Origin of the sequence: Bradyrhizobium sp. BWC-3-1 (assembly GCF_032917965.1) — a bacterium.
Taxonomy (GTDB): domain Bacteria; phylum Pseudomonadota; class Alphaproteobacteria; order Rhizobiales; family Xanthobacteraceae; genus Bradyrhizobium; species Bradyrhizobium canariense_D.
In genome coordinates this window covers 5,244,354-5,266,702 of record NZ_CP136625.1, presented here as the reverse complement: position 1 = coordinate 5,266,702, position 22,349 = coordinate 5,244,354, and the positions used below count along the sequence as shown (strand labels likewise).

The window sequence follows — 22,349 nt, the reverse complement described above, 5'->3', positions numbered from 1 at the left end:
CTCCGAAATTATCTCTCTGTTTCGCTGCGTATATTGGCCAATTCACGGGCCATGGCAACAAAGCCGGAAATCGGAACGGTCTCCGCGCGCCGCGTCGCATCGACGCCGGCAGCTGCGGCGAGCCGCGCGGGATCGGCGCCGAGCGCCTTCAGGCTTTGCCGCAGCATCTTGCGGCGCTGGCCGAAGGCGGCGGCCGCGACCTGTTCGAGCAGCTTGCGATCGCAGGCGAGAGGCGTTTCGCGCGGGATCAGTCGCACAACGGAAGACGTAACCTTCGGCGGCGGCACGAAGGCGGACGGCGCGATGTCGAACAGGATCTTGGTCTCGCAGCGCCAATTGGCGAGCACGCCGAGTCGGCCGAAGGCCTCTTCGTCCTCGCGCGCCACGATGCGCTCGCCGACCTCGCGCTGGAACATCAGGACCATCATTTCGTACCAGGGCGGCCAGGGTTCGGTGGTGAGCCAGCCGACGAGGAGGTGGGTCGCGATGTTGTAGGGCAGGTTGGCGACGATTTTTGCTCTTTCGCCTGATAGCAGCGGGCGCGGGTCGAAGGTCATGGCGTCGCCATGGACGATCTCGAGACGGCCGGGATAGCGCGCAGCAATATCCTGCAAGGCAGGGATCGCGCGCTCGTCATGCTCGATGGCGATGACGCGTCTGGCGCCGAGCGCGAGCAGGGCGCGCGTCAGCCCGCCCGGGCCGGGGCCGATCTCGATGATGGTGGAATCCTCGAGTGGAGCCGCCGCACGCGCGATGCGCGCGGTGAGATTGAGGTCGAGGAGGAAGTTCTGGCCGAGCGATTTGCGCGCCGACAAGGCGTGCTGGCGAATGACCTCGCGAAGCGGCGGGAGGTCATCGATCGTGCTCATCGGGTTTTCGCAGCCGCCATCCGGCTCGCAAGCCTCAACGCAGCGATCAGGCTTGCCGGATTGGCCTTGCCGGTGCCGGCGATGTCGAAGGCGGTGCCGTGGTCGGGCGAGGTGCGGATGAAGGGCAGTCCGAGCGTGACGTTGACCGCGTCATCGAAGGCCACAGTCTTGATCGGGATCAGCGCCTGGTCGTGGTACATGCAGACGGCGCAGTCATAGCTGTTTCGCGCGGCTTCGTGGAACATGGTGTCGGCGGGGAGCGGTCCCTTCGCCTCGATACCGTCGCCCCGCAACGTCTTGATCGCCGGCGCGATCACGGTCTGCTCCTCGTGGCCGAGCGAGCCGTCCTCGCCCGCGTGCGGATTGAGGCCGGAAATCGCGATGCGCGGATTCGCGATGCCGAAGCGGGATTTGAGTTCGGTCGCGACGATGCGCACGGTCGAGACGATCAGCTCGCTGGTGAGCTGGGCCAGTGCATCGCGCAAGGAGACGTGGATGGTCACGGGCACTACGGCGAGCCGCGGCGACCACAGCATCATCACCGGCTGCGGCGTGGGGCCGTCTTCCGCGGCGAGCTCTGCGAGGAATTCGGTATGGCCGGGATGGCGGAAGCCGGCACGATAGAGCACGCTCTTGGCAATCGGATTGGTGACAACGGCGCCGGCGCGGCCCTCGCGGACATCCGTGACCGCCTGGCGGATCGAGGCGAGCGCGGCCGGCGCGCTCGATGCGTCGGGCTTGCCGGGCGCGGCGCTCGCGGGCTCGCCGGACGCAACCACGGGCAGGGCCTCGGGGAAGGCGGCCTCGGCCTCGCCGGTGGTCACCGAAGCGATCCTGACGGCAGCGCCGAGCGCCTTGGCGCGGCGGGCGATCAGCGCCTCGTCGCCGAGCAGATAGAAGGCGGGCAGGTCCAGTTCGCGGCGCTTGAGCCAGGCTGCGATGGTGATGTCGGGGCCGATGCCGGCAGGCTCTCCCAGCGTCAGGGCGAGGGGCTTGGCAGGCTGCTTGGCCATCAGCGGTTGCGATACTCGATCATCGCCGCCTTGCGGAGCTCCTCGAGATAGGTCTTCTGGGTCTTCTCGTACTTCTCCTGATACATCTTCTCGCGGACCTCGCGCTTCTTCGGCGTGTCGATCATGGTCGGCTTGCGCGAGCACAGCACCACCATCTCGATGCCTGCCTTGGTCGTCTCGGGCGCGGTCAGGTGGCCGATCGGCGTGTCGTCGAGCACCTTACGCAGCGCCTCGGGTAATTCAGCGGTGGTCTTGGTGACGACGTCGCGGATGGTGGCGTTCGGCGTGGAGCGGAACAGCGAATTGGCTTCTTCGCAGCTTCCGACGCGCGAGCGATACTGCTCGGCTTCCTTATGCCGTGTCTCCAGGAACGCCGGCGACGAGCCCCGTGGCACGATCAGCACGATCGGCTGCATCTTGTATTCGGTGCCCTCGATCTGCAGCTTGTCGCCGGTCTGGGCCTGCACGGCCTGCGCGACGTCCTTCTCGCCGACCAGCAGCTTCTCCTTGAAGCGGCCGCGCACGAGGCTGGTCCAGACCATCTCGGCCTTCATGCGGCTCTTCAGGGTTTCGGGGCGGACGCCCTTGACCTCGAGCGACTTGGTGAGCTGGTCCGGCGAGATGCGCATGCGCTGCGCCATGCCCTCGTAGGACTGGTTGATGTCGGAGACGCCGGGGTCGACACCATATTTCTTGCCTTCCTTCATCTTCACCCGGTCGTCGATCAGCTCGTTGATGACGTCCTGGCGGGCCGGTGTCTTCTGCGTCGTCAGCTGGTCGAGCTTGGAGCGCTGCTCGATGTCGAAGTCGGTGATGGGATCGCCGTTGACCATCAAGACGATGTTCTGCGCACGCAACGGCGCGCCGGCCAGCAGCAGGGCGGCGAGGATGAGGAAGAGGCGGAAGACAGGCAATGGGATCGTCATATTTGTCGCTCGCATGTCAGCCGAGGTGAACCTGCGATCGGGAACACGCGGCCGGCACCTTCAAACCGTTCACTGGAGTCCGCCGCCGGAACTGCTGGTGGTCGCTGTGTTCGCCAGCGTGCGCAGGCCGATCTGGAACATGATCGCGTGGTTCAGCACGGGCGGGGTCGAGCCTGCGGAATAGCTATACGCAGTTACATAGTTCAAGCCGAGCACAAAACAATCGTCGACGTAGCCGGCACCGAGCACATACTGGTTGATCTTGTTGGCCTCAAGGTCCCAGCGCGCCGAGCCCGTGACCACCCAATTGGCCGCGAGCTTGATCGAGCCTGACGTCAGGATGCCCTCGCGGCGGGTTAGATAGCCGAGTTCCGGCTGCGCCGCGTAATTGCCGTACAGCATGCTGACTGACCAGCGGTTGAAGTTGGCGCGGCCTTCCGCCTCGAAGCGCTGCACGTTCCAGGTCTGCTCGTCCATGCGCGAGCGAACGCTGAACGTATAGGTGCTGTTGGGCGAATAGGCGGCGCTCGCCACATAGTCGGAGCGCGGCCTTTGCAGGCCGGAATCCACGCCGGTATTGATGGAGTCCTGGACCGCGAAGGAGTTCATGCCGAACAGCTGGTAGGACTGGCCGAACAGCGTCTTGATGGCTCCGCCCCTGTCGAACTGCGTGGTGGACTGCACGCCGACATTGGCGCGGCCGCCGCCCTCGACACGGTCGTAGCCGGAGAACTTGTCGACGCTGAACAGGTTCGAGGCGTCGAACACCATGCTCTGCGCGTCCTCGTTGGGGAGCTTGCCGGCATAGGTCTCGTTCGGCCGGATGATGATCTGCGCGATCGGCTCGATGGTGGTCGAACCCCAGGGCTGAACGTTGATGAAGGGGTAGCGGTATTCGAGGCCCACGGTCGGCATCAGGCGGAGCGCCTGGGTATCGCCGACGGGCAAATAGTTCGACACGCCCGGCTGGTTGGAGACCGAGGAGTTGATCGCGTCGGCGCGGAGAATGGCGAACGGCGTCCAGATTTCACCGAACGGATCGGTGAAGGACTTGCGCCACTGCGCTTCCGCCGTCAGGCGGGTGTAGGTACCCGGGAAGCCGCGCAGCAGGCACTGCGACGGCGTACGCGCGAGCGGATCGGCCGACACCGTCGTGCACAGGCTGTTGGTGTTGGCGAGCGTCGTGATCGGATCGAACACCGCGGTGTCACGCGACAGGTTCACGAAATTGGTCTTGTAGCTGAACTCGCCGCCGAAGACTGGATAGTTCAGCACGTTCGAGTAGTCGATCACGGGGTAGACGACCGGCACCTGGTTCTGGTTGCCCGAGTAACTCAGCCAGTACATCGTGCGCGCGTCGAAGAAGCTGCGATTGCCGACACCGGTCAGGTAAAGCTGCGAGAGTGCATCCGTCGGCAGATACAGGAACGAGCCCAGCGGATCGCGATATTGCGACAACCGATAGTCCGAGAAGAAATAATAGTCGGACATCAGGACACCGTCCCAACCCCAGACCCATTTGTCGTTCAGCGCGAACTGACCCTTGGTGTCGACGGCGCCGCGGAACTGCTTGTCGCCGGGCTGGCCAGCGAGCGCGCTCCGATCGAGCTGGTCGATGCCGTAGACGCGGATCTGATAGGCGCCGTCCATCAGGCGCTGGCGAAATTCGGCCTGGAACAGCACGCCCTGCCTGGACGTGATGCGCGGGTTGAAGGTGGCGTCCATGTCGGGCGCGATCGCCCAGTAGAACGGAACCTCGACGCCGTAGCCGAACGGCGTATTCGACGTGAAGCCCGGCATCAGGAAGCCGGTCTTGCGCTTCACGGTCGGGTCGGGCGTCGAGAAATAGGGCATATAGGCGATCGGCACGCCGAAGAATTCGAGCTGCGCCGTCTCGAAATACAGCATCTTCTCCTGCTGGTCGTGGATGATGCGCGCACCCTTGACCTGCCAGAGCGGCGGCTTCTTCGGATCGTCCTTGCACGGCGCGCAAGCCGTGTAGACGCCGTTCTCGAACACCGTGTAGTTGCCGCTGGAGCGATCGGAGCGGCTCGCCGCCATGCGGGTCTGGTCGGCCGTATCAACGCGCAGCGAATCGACGAAGCCGTCACGGTAGTCGTCGGACAGGTCCAGGATCTCGGCATAGGTGATCTTGCCGTCGGCATCCGTCATACGGATGTTGCCTTCGGCATGGAGCCGCTTGGTCTTCTGGTCGTAGATGACCTTGTCGGCCTCGACGCTGGTGCCGTTGTAGAACAGCTGGACGTTACCGACCGCGGAGACGCGCGAATTGTTGTAGTCGTAATCGACCTCGGTCGCCTGAACCAGCATCTGGTTGTCGTTGACGGCCTTCGGCGGCTTCGCACGCGGCGGCAGCGGATTGTAGGTGAAGCTCTGGGCGGATGCCGGCGTCACGGCGGCAACGTCCATCACGCCACCGAGCGATGCCACGGCGGCGACAGCAAGCAGGAATCTGCGAATGGACAAGCCACACCCGTTCGCGCGCACCAATGTGCGCCGCGTCAAACGAGACACGGGCCCTCGGTGGACGGCCGTCACTATCCGTCCTCCTGATACAGCAAGGCCAAAAAGCCGGTGAGGCCGCCCACCACCACGGGCAACCACGCCGCAGCGATCGGATGCATCAACTCAGCCTTGCTCAAATCTTCAGTCACTTTCGACAGAACGTAGAGCAGAAAGCCTGCGCCCACGCCACTCAAAACCATCTTCTGCACGCCGCCCATCCGGAAGAAGCGCAACGACACGGAGGCCGCGAGCATCACCATGGCTGCAAGCAAAAACGGCTGTGCCAGAAGCTTCTGATACTGGAGTCGGTATCCGGCTGTCGCGAAGCCCGAGCTTTCGGATGAGCGGATGTAGCTCGGTAGTTGCCAAAAGGACACAGTCTCGGGTGTGGAAAAGCTGTTGCGGACCTGGGCCTCGGTCAGCGTGGTCGGAATCTCCAGGCTGGCCTGATCGACCGGCGGCGAATCCAGCGAGAAGCGGCGGACGCCCTTGAACAGCCAACGGCCGGCCTCGAGCGTCGCCTCGCGCGCCTCGACCCGTTCCTTGAAGTGCTGCTCTGTGTCAAACCGGAACAGCGTGAGTCCGGTGAGCCGGATACCCTGCTGCTCGCTGCGCGCCGCATTGATGATCGTCTCGCCGTCGCTGGTCTTCTGGTTGAGCCAGAAGCCGGAGGCGTCCTGAATGCCGCCGCCGGGCGCCGAGCCGAACAGCTCGGCTTCCATGCGCTTGGACAGCTCGCGCAGATTGGCCGACATCGGATTGTAGGCGACGGTGGCGATCACGCCGATCAGGAGCGCGCTGCCGAGCGCCGGCGAGATGAATTGCCATGCGGAGACGCCGGCGGCGCGCGCGACGACGAGCTCGAGCCGGCGGGAGAGGGCGAGATAGCAGGTCATGGCGCCGATCAGCATGCAGAACGGCGTCAGCTTCTCCAAAAGCTGCGGCACGCGGAACAGCGAGGTCTCGGCCACCATGACTGCGGAGGCGGATGCGAGCCCTGAGGTCTTGCGCACCATCTCGATGTAATCGACCAGCACCAGCAGCAGGAAAATGCCGGCGAACACGCCGAGCGCCGCGACCACGAAACGGCCGGCGAAATAGCGCCCGAGTGTGTTGGTGAGCATGCTCATGCGGTGGCCGGCCGTCCGAACAGCCGCGCGATGCGCGCGTTCGACCTGTTGATGGCCTCCATGAGGCGCGGCGGCGGTTCGACCACAAGGCCGCCAATGATGATCGCCAGCCCGACGCCGATGGCACCAATGACCATGGCATATTGGACCAGCACCGCGCCCGGCGATTTCACCGCCATCACCGAGCAGGCGAAGCCGGCCATGCGCAGGCCGAACACGGCAAGGATCGAGGAGCCGATCGAGAAATTGCGGCTCTGGCGCGTGGTGCGAGGCGCACCCAGAAACGCAAAGGTCAGCACGGCAAAGGCGAAGGGATAGATCGGCGCCAGCAGGCTGTCATGCAGGGCCGAGCGGAACTGGCCGGGAATCTGCTTGTAGACGGGATCGTCCTCGGACGGCGAGAGCAACTCCCAGAGATAACGCTCGCGGATGCCGAGGGTGACGTCGCGGCCCTGGCCCGAGAACTTGGACATGTCGAAGCCGTAGCGGCCGAACGCCACCAGCGCGGGATCGCGCTTGCCGGCCTCGAAACGCTGGAGATTGCCAGTCTCCAGCACCAGGAACGATCCGGTCTCGTTCTTCACGACTTCGCCGTGCTCGGCGACGATCGAGACCCGCTCGTTCGGATCGCGGCGGTCGTCGATGAAGATGCCGGCGAGGATGCCGCCGGGCTGGCGTTCGCGAATCCGGATCGTCAGGTTCTTGTCGAGCTGGGCGAAGCGGCCGGGCTGCAGGATGTTGGTGAGCACGTCGGCGGTGATCTCGGCGTCCCACTGCTTGATCCGCCGCATGCCGTCGGGAGCGAGATAGGCCGCGATGAAGGCGACCAGCAGCGCCACCACGCAGGTGGCGTAGAAGAACGGATAGAACAGCCGGAATGGCGAGAAGCCGGCGGCATTCATCACGATGATCTCGGAATCGGTCGCGAGCTTGTTCAGCGTATGCGAGATCGCGATCATCAGCGCGATCGGCGAGATGATCAGGACCAGCGCGGGCACGACGAGGCTGGTGATCCCGAGGAAGGTCAGGATGGTCTGACCCTGGCTCGTCATCAGGTCGATGCCGCGCAACGCTTGCGTAATCCAGATCACGCCCGTGAGGCTGACCAGGACCAGCGCAAACGACGCGAGCGTCGTGCGGAAGATATACCTATCGATTGACCCCATGCGCTACCGCACGAATCCCACCAAGTCCCCAATGCCGGCCGGAATTCCGGCTGTCCAACCAATCCCCGCAAGGGCATCCCCAAGGTCGGCCAACCATCTCATCCGCCGGCTTACTCTCTCAGTACCATCCCTTTGATCCGTCAACAAAATGGCTGCCCCGTGGCACCCTCAATATATGGTTAATATTTCCCTCGTTGTGGCCCCTCGGCCACGGGGGGTGCTTGGCATCTGCCGGGCCGGTGGCCCATAGTGCGGGACGCTCAGTGAATCGCCGTTCAGCTCCGGCCCGTGGCCGGGACCGCCGATCGTTAAAAAGCGCAATGTTTTTGAGGAGTTACTCATGTCCGATGCCATTAAGGTCGGCTTCGTTCCATTGTCTGCCGCCGCCCGTGGCATCATGGTCGTGTTCTGCGACGACAGCCTGAAGCTCGGCCCGGCGACCGCCAAGGCGCTCGGCGGGGCCACCGAACTCGTGAAGCGGGCGGCCACCGCCGCCGCCTTCAAGGGCAAAAGCGGCGCGGCGCTCGACATCCTTGCGCCCGAAGGCGTGAAGGCCACCCGCCTGATCGTGATCGGCGCCGGCAAGGCGACCGGTCTGAAGGCGAACGACTTCCTCAAATTCGGCGGCGTGGCGGCGAGCAAGCTTCCGGCCGGGGCGGCGGCCATGACTATCATGGCGGAACTTCCAAACGGCGCCATGACCAGCGAGCAGGCGGTCGCGATCGCCTCGGGCCTGCGGCTGCGCACCTACAAGTTCGACCGTTACAAGACCAGGAAGAAGGATGGCGAGGAGGGCGGCACGCGCGCCGACGTCTCGTTTGCGGTCGGCGACGTGGTCGCCGCGAAGAAGGCGTTTACATCGGCGGCTGCGATCGTGGACGGCGTGATCATTGCGCGCGACCTCGTCAACGAGCCGCCGAACGTGCTTTTTCCCGAGGAGTTCGCGCGCCGCGCAGGCCTGCTCCGCAAGCTCGGCGTCAAGATCGAGGTCCTCGACGTCAAGGCCATGGACAAGCTCGGCATGGGCGCTCTGCTCGGCGTCGGCCAGGGCTCGGCGCGGCCGAGCCGCACCGTGATCATGCGTTGGGACGGCGGCAAGAAAGGTGAGGCGCCGGTTGCCTTCGTCGGCAAGGGCGTCTGCTTCGACACCGGCGGCATTTCGATCAAGCCGGCCGGCAGCATGGAGGACATGAAGGGCGACATGGGAGGGGCTGCCTGCGTCGTCGGCCTGATGCATGCGCTCGCGGCACGCAAGGCCAAGGTCAACGTCGTCGGCGCCATCGGCCTCGTCGAGAACATGCCGGACGGCAACGCGCAGCGCCCAGGCGACATCGTCACCTCGATGTCGGGCCAGACCATCGAGATCATCAACACCGACGCGGAAGGCCGCCTGGTGCTTGCCGATGTGCTCTGGTACGTCGCCAAGAAAACCAAGCCGAAATTCATGGTGGATCTGGCGACGTTGACCGGCGCCATCGTGGTCGCGCTCGGCACCGAGCATGCCGGCATGTTCTCCAACAATGACGAGCTTGCCGAGCGGCTGCTGGCGGCCGGCATCGAGAGCGGCGAGAAGGTCTGGCGCCTGCCGCTTGGCCCCGAATACGACAAGCTGATCGATTCCCAGTTCGCCGACATGAAGAACACCGGCGGCCGCCATGGCGGCTCGATCACCGCGGCACAGTTCCTCCAGCGCTTCGTGGACGGCACGCCCTGGGCGCATCTAGACATCGCTGGGACCGCCATGGGCGCGCCGAAGACCGACATCAATCAGAGCTGGGGAAGCGGTTACGGAGTTCGCTTGCTCGACCGTCTGGTCGCCGACCATTACGAGCGCAAATGACCCGAGATGACTGAAGTCCTTTTCTACCATCTGCAAAACATGACGGTGGAGAACGTGTTGCCGCCGCTTCTCGAGAAATCGCTCGAGCGCGGCTGGCGCGTCGTGGTGCAGTCGAATTCGCCGGAGCGCGCCGATGCGCTCGACGCTCATTTGTGGACCTATCGCGACGATTCCTTCCTGCCGCACGCGACATGGCGGGTGAGCGACGCCGCCGATCAGCCGATCGTGCTGGCGGTCGAGGAGGACAATCCGAACGGTGCCAATGTCCGCTTCCTCGTCGACAACGCCGCGGTGCCGCAGGACGCGCAGGCCTATGAGCGCATGGTGCTGCTGTTCGACGGCGACGATCCGGACGCGCTTGCGTTCGCCCGCAGCGCCTGGACGGATTGCAAGGCGCGGGGATTTGATGTCACTTATTGGCAGGCTGACGAGCGGGGCCGGTGGCAGAAGCGGAATTAGCGGTCGCTCGCAATTAATGATAATTTGCACTTTTCGGGTGATGATGGCTTTTGTCACCTTCGTGCCGCAAAGTGATGTTGCTACAATTGCTTAGGGCCGATCCTTCACTCGGGGATTTTAGTTTATCGTGCGACATCAAAAGCTTCCCAGCTCGCTCATAATTGCGTTGGCGGCCGTAGCCCCGCTGGTTGCGGGCTGTTCGGGCGGGACCGATCTGTTGTCCAGGGATGCCCAGTGGTTCAACACGCCCAGCCGCCTGTTCATCAAAAGCATCTCGATTGAGTCGCCGCCGCTGACCCCCGACAAGCCGGTTGGGGCCGAGGATCTGGTCAGCGCCGACGGGGCTTGTGCCGGCATGGCGCCGCCGCCCGGGCCGGCTGATGCGAATGCGTCGACGACCGCGCCGGCTCCCATGGGCGGCACCGTCGCGCTCGGCCACACCGAATGCGATGTGGTGCGCGGCATCGGCGCGCCCTCGAGCGTCAACCTCTCCGGTGATGCCGCCGGCAGGCGCGTTGCGGTCGTGACCTGGACGACCGGTCCGCGCGCTGGCATCTATACCTTCACGGCCGGTCGCCTGTCCTCGATCGAGGGCACGCCGGAGGCGCCGGTCATGCCGAAGGCGACCAAGCCGAAGCCGAAGAAGAAGTCGGCGTAACACGGGTCGACCTTTTGGCCTGAAGCTGGTTGCGGCTGTCGATGCGATCAGCCGCGCACTCCTATCCCCATCATCAAGCGGCTTTGCATTCCTTGATCGCGGTGGCCGAGGCGTGAACCGTGATCTCTCCCGTTCGCGCTCGCCGGCGATCTTGTTCGCGAGTTTCGACATCGCGGATGCCGACCTTCGCCCAAAGTGCCTTCATTGCCTCGAGCTGCGTTCTTCCGCGCGCGTTGAAAATCACGGGGGCGTTACGCGTGATCCGTGATCAGGCGGTTCGTGATGAGCAAGCCTTCGCATCCGCTGTCGGAAACTGCCCCGAAGCAAAACTGGAGGAAATCTCCAGAATAATCACGCGCGTCTCAAGCAACGGTTCAAGAATGTCATGTGCGCGAATGCTACGCGTCGAAGGGAGGGGCTAGGTCGGAAGGATCATTTGGATGTCCATTACCTCTGTGTTTTCCCCGGTTACGGGGCAACTCATCATTTTCGGCGACAGCGCGAATAACGGCCTCGTGATAAGTCGCGACAAGTCCGGCCGCATCCTGGTTGATAACGGGCACGTGAAAACGGTTGGTGGCGAACCCACGGTCGACAACACCACCGCGATCGACATCTTCGGTCAAGGCGGTGACGACACGATCACCGTCGACGAATGCCACGGACCGATGCCGGCGGTGCACATCTTCGGCGGCGACGGCAATGACAGGATCACGGGCGGCTCGGGAGCCGACCTCCTGTTTGGTCAGGCCGGCAACGATTTGATCAAGGGCGGCGGCGGCAACGATCTGCTGTTCGGCGGAGCGGGTAACGACGTCCTGGACGGCGGCAGCGGCGACAACCAGCTGTTCGGCGAGGCCGGCGACGACGTCATGACCTGGAATCCCGGCGGCGGCACCAACCTGTTCGAAGGTGGTGAGGGCAACGATACGGCTCAGGTCAACGGAAACAACGCCGCCGAGACGTTCACAATCACGGCGAACGGCACCCGCGTGCGGCTCGACGGGACGGGCGCGGCGCCGTTTTCGCTCGACATCGGCACGACTGAAAATCTCGTCTTGCACAGCGGCGGCGGCGACGATGTCATCACCGCGGGCAATGGGCTCGGCAGCCTGATCTCGCTGACGCTCGATTGCGGCGCCGGCAACGACCGGATCATCGGCGGCGACGGCAACGACCTCATCATCGGCGGCAGCGGCGACGACATCGTCAATGGCGGACGCGGCAACGACGTCGCCCAGCTCGGGAGTGGCGACGACACTTTCATCTGGAATCCCGGTGACGGCAGCGACACGGTCGAGGGCGGCTCGGGCAGCGACAAGCTGCTTTTCAATGGCGCTAACATCAACGAGACCATCAACATCTCGGCCAATGGCGGCCGGGTGCGCTTCACCCGCGATGTCGCCAACATCACGATGGATCTCAACAGCGTCGAGCAGATCGAATTCGATGCGCGTGGCGGCGCCGACAACATCACCGTCGGCGACCTCACCCGGACCGGCGTCAAGCAGGTGCTGGTTGATCTCGGAGCCGTTCCGGGAGGGACGCAAGGCGACGGCGCTGCTGATACGGTGACCGTCAACGGCAGCAACGGCAATCAGCACATCGAGGTCACAGCCGCGGGCACAACGGTCACGGTCACGGGGCTGCCGGAGGTCGTGACGATCGCAAATGCAGAGGCCGGCAACGACCGGCTGGTCGTGCAGGCGCTCGGCGGTAACGACGTGATCGATGCATCCACGCTCGGCGCGGCGATCGGGCTGACCATCGACGGCGGTGCGGGCAACGACACCATCACCGGCAGCCAGGGAGCCGACACCCTGATCGGCGGCGACGGCAACGACAAGGTCATCGGCGGCCGCGGCAATGACGTCGCGCTTCTCGGCGCAGGCGACGACATCTTCACGTGGAATCCCGGTGACGGCAGCGACACTGTCGAAGGCGGCACGGGAACCGATACGCTGGTGTTCAACGGCGCCAATGTGGCCGAGACCATGTCGATCTCGGCGAACGGAAGCCGTGCGCTACTCACCCGTGACGTCGGTGCTATCGTCATGGACCTCGCCGGCGTCGAGCACGTGCAGATCGCGGCGGCAGGCGGCGCCGACAACATCACCGTCAACGATCTGACCGGGACAGGAATCACGCAGGTTGCCATCGACCTCAGTGCCGGCCCCGGCAGCCAGAGCGGCGATGCCGCGGCGGACCGCGTGACCGCGAACGGCACGACCGGTGACGACAACATATCGGTCGTGACCGCCGGCGGATCGATCGTGGTCAACGGCCTCGCTGCGCAGGTGACGATTGCGCATGCGGACGCCGGTGATGTGCTCGGCATCAACGGCGGCCAAGGCAATGATGTCATCGATGCGTCTTCCATCAAGGCGGGACAGTTGTTCAGCCTCAACATCAATGGCGGCGACGGCAACGACACCATCACAGGCAGTGCCGGCAATGACATTGTGAACGGCGGACGCGGCAACGATTTCGCCAATCTCGGTGCGGGCGACGACACCTTCGTCTGGAACCCCGGCGACGGCAGCGATACCGTCGAAGGCGGGAAGGGCACCGACACTCTGGCATTCAACGGCGCCAATATCAGCGAGAACATCAACATCTCGGCCAATGGCGGCCGGGTGCTGTTCACGCGAGATGTTGCCGCCATTGCGGTGGACCTGAACGGGGTCGAACATGTCGACTTCAACGCTCTCGGCGGTGCCGACAACATTACGGTCGGTGACCTCTCCGGCACCGGCGTCAGCCAGGTCGACCTCGATCTCGGCGCCAATGACGGCGCCGCGGATACCGTGACCATCAACGCAACCGACGGCAACGACGTCATCACGGTGACCGAGCACGACGGCATCATCACGGTGTCGGGGCTTGGCCAGGACATCAACATTACCGACGCCGGCGCGGGCGACAGGATCGTCATCAACGGTCTCGATGGCGACGACGTCATCACGGCCTCCGGTCTGCACGGCGGCATCCAGCTCGTTGCCAATGGCGGCAACGGCGACGACGTGCTGATCGGCAGCCCCGGCAACGACACGCTGGCAGGTGGTGCCGGTGATGACGTGCTGATCGGCGGCGGGGGCCTCGACGTCCTCGACGGCGGCACCGGCAACAACGTCGTCATCCAGGGCGGTGCGTTCGCGGCCGCGATGCTGCTCAACCAGGCCATGGCGGCCAGCTTCGTCCCGGCAGGTGAGGGGAACGGCGAGATGCCGCTGCCCGATCCGCACGCGATGCAGAACCAGGTGCTCGCACCGCCGCAGCACGCCTGAAGCCAACTGCATCGGCCCGGAGAACGCTCATGACGACGAACGCGGTCTCCACCGATACGGGGCTCGATGCATTGCTGACACTGCTGCATCTGCAAGGTGTTGCGGCCGATCGCGAGCAGCTCAGGCACCGGCTGGGCGCGGCAAGCTTCGGCGCAGCGGATATCGTCCGCTGCGCCAGGTCTCTCGGACTTAAAGCGCGAACCTATCGAACGCAGTGGAGCCGTCTGTCGGACACCCCGCTGCCTGCGATCGCAATGCTGCGGGACGGCGGCTTCATGGTCATCGCAAAGGCCTCCGCCGATAAGGTGCTGGTGCAGTCCCCGGAGGCGCAGCGTCCGGTACTGATGGATCGCGACGAGCTGTGCGCGATCTGGGACGGCGGTTTGATCCTGATGGTTCGGCGCGCCGGCCTGTCCGACCTCGGGCGGCACTTCGATATCACCTGGTTCATCGGCGCGATCGGCAAATACCGGCGGCTGCTGGGCGAGGTGCTGGCGGCTTCGTTCTTCCTCCAGCTTTTTGCGCTGGTCTCGCCGTTGTTCTTCCAGGTCGTGATCGACAAGGTGCTGGTGCACCGCTCGCGGTCCACGCTCGACGTCCTCGTCATTGGCCTCGTCGTCGTCTCCCTGTTCGACACCGTGCTCGGGATCCTGCGCAATTACCTGTTTGCGCACACCACCAACCGCATTGACGTCGAGCTCGGGGCACGCCTGTTCCACCACCTGCTGGCGCTGCCGATGGCGTGGTTTCAGGCCAGGCGCGTCGGAGATTCCGTGGCCCGGGTCCGTGAGCTCGAGAACATCCGCAATTTCATCACCAGCTCGTCGCTGACGCTTCTCATCGACCTGGTCTTCACCTCGGTGTTCCTGGCGGTGATGTTCGCCTATTCGGCGCAGATGAGCTTCATCGTGCTGGCATCGTTCCCGTTCTACATCGCGATCTCGGCCGTGGCGACGCCGCTGTTTCGCCGCAGGCTGGACGAGAAATTCCGCCGCGGCGCCGAGAACCAGGCCTTCCTGGTCGAGAGCGTCAGCGGCATCGAAACGCTGAAGGCGATGGCGGTCGAGCCGCAGATGCAGCGCCGCTGGGAAGAGCAGCTCGCAGGCTATGTCTCCGCGAGCTTCGGTGTCACCAGCCTCGGCAACACGGCTAGCCAGCTGGTGCAGCTCGTCAGCAAGGTCGTCACCGCCGCCATTCTCTATGTCGGCGCCAGACTGGTGATCGGTGACGCATTGACCGTCGGCGAGCTCGTTGCCTTCAACATCTTCGCAGGGCGGGTGTCGGCCCCGGTGCTGCGGCTCGCGCAGGTCTGGCAGGATTTTCATCAGGCGCGACTGTCGATCGCCCGGCTCGGCGACATCCTCAACAGCGCGGCGGAGCCTGCTTACTCCGCGGCCCGCGCGGGGCTGCCGCCGATCCGGGGCAACATCCGCTTCGAGCACGTCTCTTTCCGCTACCGGCCCGATGGGCCGGAGATCCTGCACGATGTCTCATTCGACATTCCAGCCGGACAAACCGTCGGCATCGTCGGATCGTCCGGTTCGGGCAAAAGCACCTTCGCCAAGCTGGTGCAGCGGCTCTATGTACCGCAAGGCGGCCGCGTGCTGGTCGACGGAATGGATCTGATGACGACCGACCCGGCCGGACTCCGTCGGCAGATCGGAATCGTGCTCCAGGACAACATGCTGTTCAACCGGTCGGTGCGCGACAACATCGCGCTGGCCGATCCAAGCCTGCCGATGGATCGCATCATCGATGCGGCGAAGCTGGCGGGCGCGCATGATTTCATTCTGGAGCTCCCCGAGGGCTACGATACGGTGGTCGGCGAGCGCGGCTCGACGCTCTCGGGCGGGCAGCGCCAGCGCATCGCGATTGCCCGCGCACTGGTGGGCAATCCCCGGATCCTGATCTTCGACGAAGCCACCAGCGCGCTCGACTATGAAAGCGAGCGGATCATCCATGACAACATGAAGGAGATCGCGAAAGGCCGCACCGTCCTGATCATCGCGCACCGTCTGTCCACCGTCCGCGGCGCCGATCGCATCTTCACCCTGGAACGCGGCCGTCTGGTCGAGGACGGCACGCATGATGCGCTGATCAAGACCGGCGGCCGCTATGCCGCCCTGCATCGTCTCCAGGGAGGCATTTATGAGGTCGGCTAACACTGTGCCGGCCGCTCGTCCGGAGCAGACCGTGATCCCGTTCCGGAATGGAAAGGGCCGGCGCGCCGAGGAAGTCGCCTTCCTGCCGGCGGCGCTGGAAATCACGGAAACACCGCCATCGCCGATCGGCCGCGCCATCGCCCTGGCCCTCATGCTGCTTGTCTGCGCGGCGCTGGCCTGGTCGGCTTGGGGCACGATCGACATCGTGACCTCCGCAACCGGCAAGGTCGTGTCGAGCGGGCGAAGCAAGGTGATCCAGCCGTTCGAGACCGGCGTGGTGCGCGCCATTCACGTGCAGGACGGGCAATCGGTCAAGGCGGGCGACCTGCTGATCGAGCTCGATCCGACGGTGAACGCCGCAGAGCGCGATCGTCTGCATGACGATCTCATGGCCGAGCGGCTCAACGTCGCGCGCCTCCGCGCCGCATTGGCGGGCGGCGAAGGGGTATCCGCTGATCTCGTCGTACCAGAGGATGCCGATCCCATGCTGGTTGCGACGCAACGGCAGCTCCTCGCCAATCAGGTCAGCGAGAACAGGGCCAAGCTCGCGGCGCTGGCACGTCAGGAAGCGCAGAAGGAGGCCGAACATCAGACGATTGCGGCGACGATTCACAAGCTTGATGCGTTGCTGCCGATCACCCAGCAGCGTGTCGAGATCCGCAAGACGCTGATGGAGAAGGAGATCGGCTCGAAGCTGACCTACTATGAGACCCTCCAGCTCCAGATCGAGCAGCAGGAGGAGCTTCGCGTCCAGAGCAGCCGCTTGAAGGAGGCCGAGGCGGCCGTCGCCGCGATCCGGGAGACCCGCATCCAAGCCCTGGCCGAGTACAGGAAGAGTCTCTCCGACGAGCTGGCTAAGAGCGAACAGAAAGCCAATGGCGTCGCACGCGATCTGATCAAGGCGCAGCAGAGGACGAGGCTTCAGCAACTGACGTCGCCGGTCGACGGCGTCGTGCAGCAGCTTGCGGTCCACACCGTGGGCGGCGTGGTCACGCCCGCGCAGTCGCTGCTGGTAATCGTGCCGACCGATACGCGGCTCGAGATCGAGGCGATGATCTCCAATCGCGATATCGGATTTGTCGAGGCCGGGCAGGGTGCTGCCATCAAAATCGACACTTTCAATTTCACCCGCTACGGGCTTCTCGCAGGCCAGGTCGTGAGCGTCTCGCAGGACGCCATCATCCGCGACTGGCCGCAGGAGCGCGGGAGCGACCGTCCGCTCGCGACACAACGCGACAGCAGCGAGCCCAGCGGGCAGGAGTTGAGCTACAGCGCCCGCATCTCGCTCGATCGCACCCAGATGCAGGTGGACGACCGCCTCGTCAGCCTGTCGCCGGGAATGGCGGTGACCGTCGAGATCAGGACCGGTTCGCGCACCATCCTGAGCTACCTGCTATCGCCGCTGCAGCGCTACCGGCACGAGATCATGCGCGAGCGCTAGTTCCCGCATGATGCCGACGAAGCTTCGCGAGACGCGCTGAGAACCAATCGGGCTTTTCGGCAGCTACACCATGCCGCGGGCGCGCCACTCCTGATGAAGTCATTTTGGTGTGGCCCCGCAGCCCGGAATGCGTACATAGGAGCAAGCAAAAAATTTGGAGGAAAGCATGCGGCTCATTGCCCTCGTATCGGCTCTGGTCCTGCCGTTTGGCGCGGCGCTCGCCCAGGACTATCCGATCAGGCCCGTCACCATGCTGGTGCCGTTCGCCGCCGGCGGACCTACGGACACGATTGCTCGCCTGACCGCGGCCGGCATGGCGAAATCGCTTGGCCAACAGGTCGTCGTCGAGAACGCGCCTGGCGCCGGTGGTACCATCGCCACGACCCGCGCCTCGCGAGCCCAGCCCGACGGATACACGCTGCTGATCCATCATGTCGGCCTCTCGACGGCCGCCACACTGTACCGCAACCTCAGCTATGACACGAAGACGGCCTTTGCGCCGATCGGGCTTGTGACCAATGCGCCGATGACCATCATCGCGCGTCCGGATTTTCCGGCCGACACGCTGAAGGAATTGGTCGCCTACGCCCAACAGCAGGGCGACAAGTTGACCTATGCCAATGCCGGACTCGGCGCGGCGTCGCATCTCTGCGGCATGCTGTTCATGACAGCGATCCAGAAGCAGCTCACCGCGGTGCCCTACAAGGGCAACGGCCCCATCATGAACGACCTTCTCGGCCGGCAGATCGATCTTACCTGCGACCAGGCGACGAATACCACCGGCCCGATCATGTCGAAGCAGGTCAAGGCCTATGCGATCACCACCAAGGAGCGGCTGAAGAGCCTGCCCGATCTGCCGACGGCCGACGAGGCCGGTCTCAAAGGGTTCGAACTTGGCGTCTGGCACGGCATCTATGCCCCCAAGGGCACACCGCCGGCGGTCGTTCAGAAGCTGACCGCGGCGCTCCAGTCCGCCCTTAGGGATTCCACGCTGATCGCCCGGTTCAACGACATCAATACCGAGCCGGTCCCGCAGGAGAAGGCGACGCCGGAGGCGCTGGCCGCGATGCTAGCGAGCGAAGTCGACCGCTGGGCTCCGATGATCAAGGCAGCCGGCCAATTCGCGGACTGAGCCATTCCTGCTCAATTCGTCCCGACATCGCTGCGTGAGCGGGCTGAGTCACCACGGTAAAGAACAGTCCATTCAATAGCCAATCACCGGGTAGCAAAATACCGGTACTGTGCATGGGGTTGTTTTTGCGATTTTAATGTCGGGCCGGTCGCGGAGGCGTCAGCCCGCCGCCTCGTCGAACTGCGTGCTCGCCTCTAGCCACTGCTCCTCGGCGCGCGCCAGCGCGTCGGCCGCATTGGCACGTGCCTTCGACAGTTGCGCGGCCTGCTTGGGGTCGCGGGTGAAGATGTCGGGCAGGGCCAGCGCAGTGTCGATCTTGCTGATGATCGCGCTGACGCGGGCGATCTCGGTCTCAGCTTCCGCGATACGTTTCTTCAGCGAGCCGCGATTGTCCGATCTCGGACGCTGCGGCTTCTCGCTCGGCGCGTTGCGCTCTCGCGGGGCGGGCTCGCCATTGCGCGCGGACAGCACCAGGCGGCGATATTCGTCGAGGTCGCCGTCGTAATTAGTCACGGTGCGGTCGGCGACGATCCAGAGTTGATCGGCGCAGGACTCGATCAGATAGCGATCATGCGAAACCATGATGACGGCGCCGGGGAATTCGTTAATGGCTTCCGCAAGCGCGGCGCGGCTGTCGATGTCGAGATGGTTGGTCGGCTCGTCCAGGATGATCATGTTGGGGCCGAAGAAGGTCGCCAGTCCCAGCAGGAGCCGCGCCTTCTCGCCGCCCGACAATTTTCCGACCTTGGTATCGGCCGCCTTGCCGGAAAAGCCGATCGCACCGGCGCGGGCGCGTACTTTGGCTTCGGGCGCCTCGCCCATAAGCTTGCGGACGTGGTCGTAGGTCGAGGCATCCTCGTTCAATTCGTCGAGCTGGTGCTGGGCGAAATAGGCAATCGAGAGCTTGTCGGCGCGGGTCACCTTGCCCGAGAACGGCGCGAGGCGGCCGGCGAGCAGCTTCACGAGAGTCGACTTGCCGTTACCGTTCGAACCAAGGAGCGCGATGCGGTCGTCATTGTCGACGCGCAAGGTGACGCGGTTCAGCACGGGCGAGTTCGGATCGTAGCCGACCACGACGTTGTCGGCGGCGATGATCGGCGGCGACAGGATTTTCTCGGGCGCGGGAAAGCTGATCTCGCGTACGTCCTGGGTGACCAGCGCCGTGATCGGCTTCAGCCGCTCCAGCATTTTCACACGGGACTGCGCCTGGCGGGCTTTCGAGGCCTTGGCCTTGAAACGGTCGACGAAGGCTTGCAGGCGGGCGCGTTCGGCTTCCTGGCGCTTGACCGCTTTGGCATCGAGCATCTCGCGCATGGCGCGCTGCTCCTCGAAGGAGGAGTAGGTGCCCTTGTAAAGGGTGAGCTTGCTGCGATCCAGATGCAGGATCTGGTCGACCGAGCTTTCCAGCAGATCGCGATCATGGCTGATCACGATAACGGTGCGCGGATAATGCGCGAGGTGATCCTCGAGCCACAGCGTGCCTTCGAGGTCGAGATAGTTGGTGGGCTCGTCGAGCAGCAACAGGTCGGGAGCCGCAAACAGCGTTGCGGCGAGCGCAACGCGCATGCGCCAGCCGCCGGAGAATTCGGCGCAGGGGCGGAGCTGGTCGGCGGCGGAGAAGCCGAGACCGGAAAGGATGGCTGCGGCGCGGCTCGGCGCCGAATGCGCGTCGATGTCGACCAGCCGGGTCTGGATCTCGGCGATCTGGTGCGGGTCGGTCGCGCTCTCGGCCTCGGTGAGCAGTGCGTCGCGTTCGAGGTCGGCCTTGAGCACGACCGAGATCAGGCTCTCGGGGCCGTTCGGCGCTTCCTGCGCCAGGCTGCCGACGCGCCAGCGGGGCGGCAGGCTCACCGTGCCGTGCTCAGCGGCGAACTCGCCGCGGATCACCTTGAACAGGGTCGATTTGCCGGTGCCGTTGCGACCGACCATGCCCACGCGGGATCCGGGCGTGATCTGCACGGAACTCTGGTCAATCAGAAGGCGTCCGGCGAGGCGGATGGAGAGGTCGGTGATGGAGAGCATGCGGCCTTGTCACCGCACCCGCGATCAAACGCAACCCGTTTTTCTGTGTTTGCAAGCCGGTGCTTGTCAACTCAGTGCGAATCGCGCTCGCGCTGCTTCAGCTCATTGAGGAGTTGCTCGAGGTGCGTCGGCAGCCTGGCTTCGGGCCGCAGGCTCTGCTGGAGCCGTTCGCCCACCGCATCGCGGATCGAGCGGCTGGTGCGCCGGTCGATTTGCTCGCTATCGTCGGCGAAAAGGCTAACCATCGCAGAGTTCCGTGTTCTCAAAGAAGCGACACGGTACCAAGTCCTTGGCCCCCAAATGGTTTCGCCACTCGCGGCGATTGCGCGGCATTCTAGCAAAAATTGTGTGAAGCCGCGCAATATCCTCTCCGAATACAAAGCCCCGGCGCTGGGGGACGCCGGGGCTTCGCCTGGAAGGTACCTTGGGGGCTCAGGTATCTTTGGAAAGGTGCTGTCGGGCTCAGTAGCAGCGGTTGATCATCCGCCAGCGGGGTCCCCAGGGAGTCGGGACCAGCCGGCGCACATAGCAGCCGCCATAGCCGTAGGAGACGGGAGCATAGAAGCGCGGTCCACCCCAGCCGTGGCCGTTGTGCCAGCCACCGCCGCCGTGCCAGCCGCCGCCGCCACCATGCCAGTGCGCGGAGGCGGAGGTCGGCGCCAGCGCGGCACCAAGCGCAACCGCGGCGACGGCGGCGACGGCGGCGAGGGAAAGTTTCCTCAACATGGTGATCTCCTCAAATCTGTTGGCGCGGGGCTATCGCGTCGATGGAAAGGCCGCCGAAACGGTCTGCCTCTGAAAGAGGCTTTGGTTTCGATGGACCTGAGATTATCCGGGCGAGGCTGAACCAAACCCTGACGAGGCCTTCAGATTGAGTTCATTTGGGTGAAATCATTGTAATCCACGTTGGAATTCCAAGCCTGAGAGGGGGACCCACCACGCGTCCGCAATGGATGGGAAGGAGACCACGCTGAAGCTAAGCTTCGCGTCTGCCTTGAGTGCTACGGTCATATAGAGTCTGCCATGGTCGATCCTCAGTCACACCAGGAAGGGGCCTTCGCGTGATCACCGTTTGGGGCGGACAGACCTCGCGATCGATCCGGGTCGTATGGGTGCTGGAGGAGATGGGCCTTCCCTACCGCGTGCGGCAGGTGGACATGCTGGCCGCCAAGCAGGACCCCGAGTTCCTGGCGGTCAACCCCGCTGACTACATCCCGGCGATCCAGGACGGCGACGTCGTCATGGTCGAGTCGATCGCGATCATGGAGTACCTGATGGCCCGCTACGGGCCGACGCCGCTGGCGCCCGCGCCGCAGGATCCCACGTTCCCCGCCTACCAGCAATTTCTGCATCTGGGCGAAGCCGGTCTCGCGACCCTGATGATGCCCGTCGTCGTCAGCCGCTTCATCGCGCCCGACGCCGAACGGGAGAACTGGGGCGCGACCTGGTGCCTGCAGTCGTTCCAGAAGCGGCTAAAGCTTGTCAGCCAACGGCTTGCCGACTCGTCCTACCTTGCCGGCGAGGCTTTCACAGCAGCCGACATCTCGGTGACCTACGCCCTGAACCTGGGCCAACGGAACTGCGGGATCACCCTCGGCGACGCCGAACAGGCCTATCTCGCCCGCACCACCGGCCGCGACGCCTACAAGCGTGCCATGGAGCGTTCGCACGAAGGGGTGAACACCTGATTCCCGTTTCGTCCGCCAATCGAGACACGA

At 64.5% G+C, this 22,349-nt stretch carries 17 protein-coding genes; 8 read left to right on the top strand and 9 right to left on the bottom strand.

What is annotated here, in order from left to right; genetic code table 11:
• Positions 1–8 precede the first annotated feature (8 nt).
• The 6 genes from rsmA to lptF form a co-directional block, all read right to left on the bottom strand.
• A complete protein-coding gene (rsmA, locus tag RX329_RS25665; protein WP_018459098.1) occupies positions 9–869 on the bottom strand; it encodes a 16S rRNA (adenine(1518)-N(6)/adenine(1519)-N(6))-dimethyltransferase RsmA in 861 nt (286 codons plus the stop codon).
• Positions 866–1,882, bottom strand: a complete 1,017-nt coding sequence (gene pdxA, locus RX329_RS25660; RefSeq protein WP_085352922.1) for a 4-hydroxythreonine-4-phosphate dehydrogenase PdxA — start codon at positions 1,880–1,882, stop codon at positions 866–868. The genes rsmA and pdxA overlap by 4 nt, the downstream gene beginning before the upstream one ends.
• On the bottom strand, positions 1,882–2,808 hold the full coding sequence (locus tag RX329_RS25655) for a SurA N- domain family protein (RefSeq protein ID WP_026233734.1): 927 nt from the start codon (positions 2,806–2,808) through the stop codon (positions 1,882–1,884). Before RX329_RS25655 ends, pdxA begins: the two co-directional genes overlap by 1 nt.
• A 69-nt stretch (positions 2,809–2,877) precedes the next feature.
• Complete coding sequence (locus RX329_RS25650) at positions 2,878–5,367, bottom strand: LPS-assembly protein LptD (RefSeq protein WP_026233733.1); 2,490 nt, start codon at positions 5,365–5,367, stop codon at positions 2,878–2,880.
• Positions 5,367–6,464, bottom strand: coding sequence for an LPS export ABC transporter permease LptG (gene lptG / locus RX329_RS25645; RefSeq protein WP_018459094.1), 1,098 nt, complete (start codon positions 6,462–6,464; stop codon positions 5,367–5,369). The genes RX329_RS25650 and lptG overlap by 1 nt, the downstream gene beginning before the upstream one ends.
• A complete protein-coding gene (gene lptF, locus RX329_RS25640) occupies positions 6,461–7,630 on the bottom strand; it encodes an LPS export ABC transporter permease LptF (RefSeq protein ID WP_018459093.1) in 1,170 nt (389 codons plus the stop codon). Before lptF ends, lptG begins: the two co-directional genes overlap by 4 nt.
• A gap of 340 nt (positions 7,631–7,970) precedes the next feature.
• Between lptF and RX329_RS25635 the strand changes: the two genes are divergently transcribed.
• From RX329_RS25635 to RX329_RS25605, 7 genes are all read left to right on the top strand, one after another.
• Complete coding sequence (locus RX329_RS25635; protein ID WP_085352926.1) at positions 7,971–9,470, top strand: leucyl aminopeptidase; 1,500 nt, start codon at positions 7,971–7,973, stop codon at positions 9,468–9,470.
• Positions 9,471–9,476: 6 nt separating this feature from the next.
• Positions 9,477–9,929 carry a DNA polymerase III subunit chi gene (locus RX329_RS25630; protein ID WP_018459091.1) on the top strand — a complete coding sequence of 151 codons (453 nt, stop codon included), beginning with the start codon at positions 9,477–9,479 and terminating at the stop codon, positions 9,927–9,929.
• A 166-nt stretch (positions 9,930–10,095) separates the two neighbouring features.
• Positions 10,096–10,587 (top strand): hypothetical protein, encoded by a 492-nt coding sequence (locus RX329_RS25625; RefSeq protein ID WP_018459090.1) that lies wholly within the window; start codon positions 10,096–10,098, stop codon positions 10,585–10,587.
• Between the two features lie 440 nt (positions 10,588–11,027).
• Positions 11,028–13,874, top strand: a complete 2,847-nt coding sequence (locus tag RX329_RS25620; protein WP_085352928.1) for a beta strand repeat-containing protein — start codon at positions 11,028–11,030, stop codon at positions 13,872–13,874.
• A 29-nt stretch (positions 13,875–13,903) separates the two neighbouring features.
• A complete protein-coding gene (locus RX329_RS25615; RefSeq protein WP_085384879.1) occupies positions 13,904–16,036 on the top strand; it encodes a type I secretion system permease/ATPase in 2,133 nt (710 codons plus the stop codon).
• Positions 16,023–17,477 (top strand): HlyD family type I secretion periplasmic adaptor subunit, encoded by a 1,455-nt coding sequence (locus tag RX329_RS25610; RefSeq protein ID WP_085352931.1) that lies wholly within the window; start codon positions 16,023–16,025, stop codon positions 17,475–17,477. Before RX329_RS25615 ends, RX329_RS25610 begins: the two co-directional genes overlap by 14 nt.
• A 166-nt stretch (positions 17,478–17,643) precedes the next feature.
• Positions 17,644–18,609 carry a tripartite tricarboxylate transporter substrate-binding protein gene (locus RX329_RS25605; RefSeq protein ID WP_085352933.1) on the top strand — a complete coding sequence of 322 codons (966 nt, stop codon included), beginning with the start codon at positions 17,644–17,646 and terminating at the stop codon, positions 18,607–18,609.
• A 159-nt stretch (positions 18,610–18,768) separates the two neighbouring features.
• Here RX329_RS25605 and RX329_RS25600 read toward each other — a convergent pair whose 3' ends face one another.
• The 3 genes from RX329_RS25600 to RX329_RS25590 form a co-directional block, all read right to left on the bottom strand.
• Positions 18,769–20,631 (bottom strand): ABC-F family ATP-binding cassette domain-containing protein, encoded by a 1,863-nt coding sequence (locus RX329_RS25600; protein ID WP_085354380.1) that lies wholly within the window; start codon positions 20,629–20,631, stop codon positions 18,769–18,771.
• 71 nt (positions 20,632–20,702) lie between these two features.
• A complete protein-coding gene (locus tag RX329_RS25595; protein ID WP_007609361.1) occupies positions 20,703–20,876 on the bottom strand; it encodes a hypothetical protein in 174 nt (57 codons plus the stop codon).
• A 217-nt stretch (positions 20,877–21,093) separates the two neighbouring features.
• Entirely contained in the window at positions 21,094–21,357 is a 264-nt protein-coding gene (locus RX329_RS25590) for a sulfur globule protein precursor (protein WP_085352936.1), read from the bottom strand.
• Positions 21,358–21,692: 335 nt separating this feature from the next.
• Here RX329_RS25590 and RX329_RS25585 point away from each other — a divergent pair, with 335 nt between their 5' ends.
• A complete protein-coding gene (locus RX329_RS25585; RefSeq protein ID WP_085352938.1) occupies positions 21,693–22,319 on the top strand; it encodes a glutathione S-transferase family protein in 627 nt (208 codons plus the stop codon).
• Positions 22,320–22,349 lie beyond the last annotated feature (30 nt).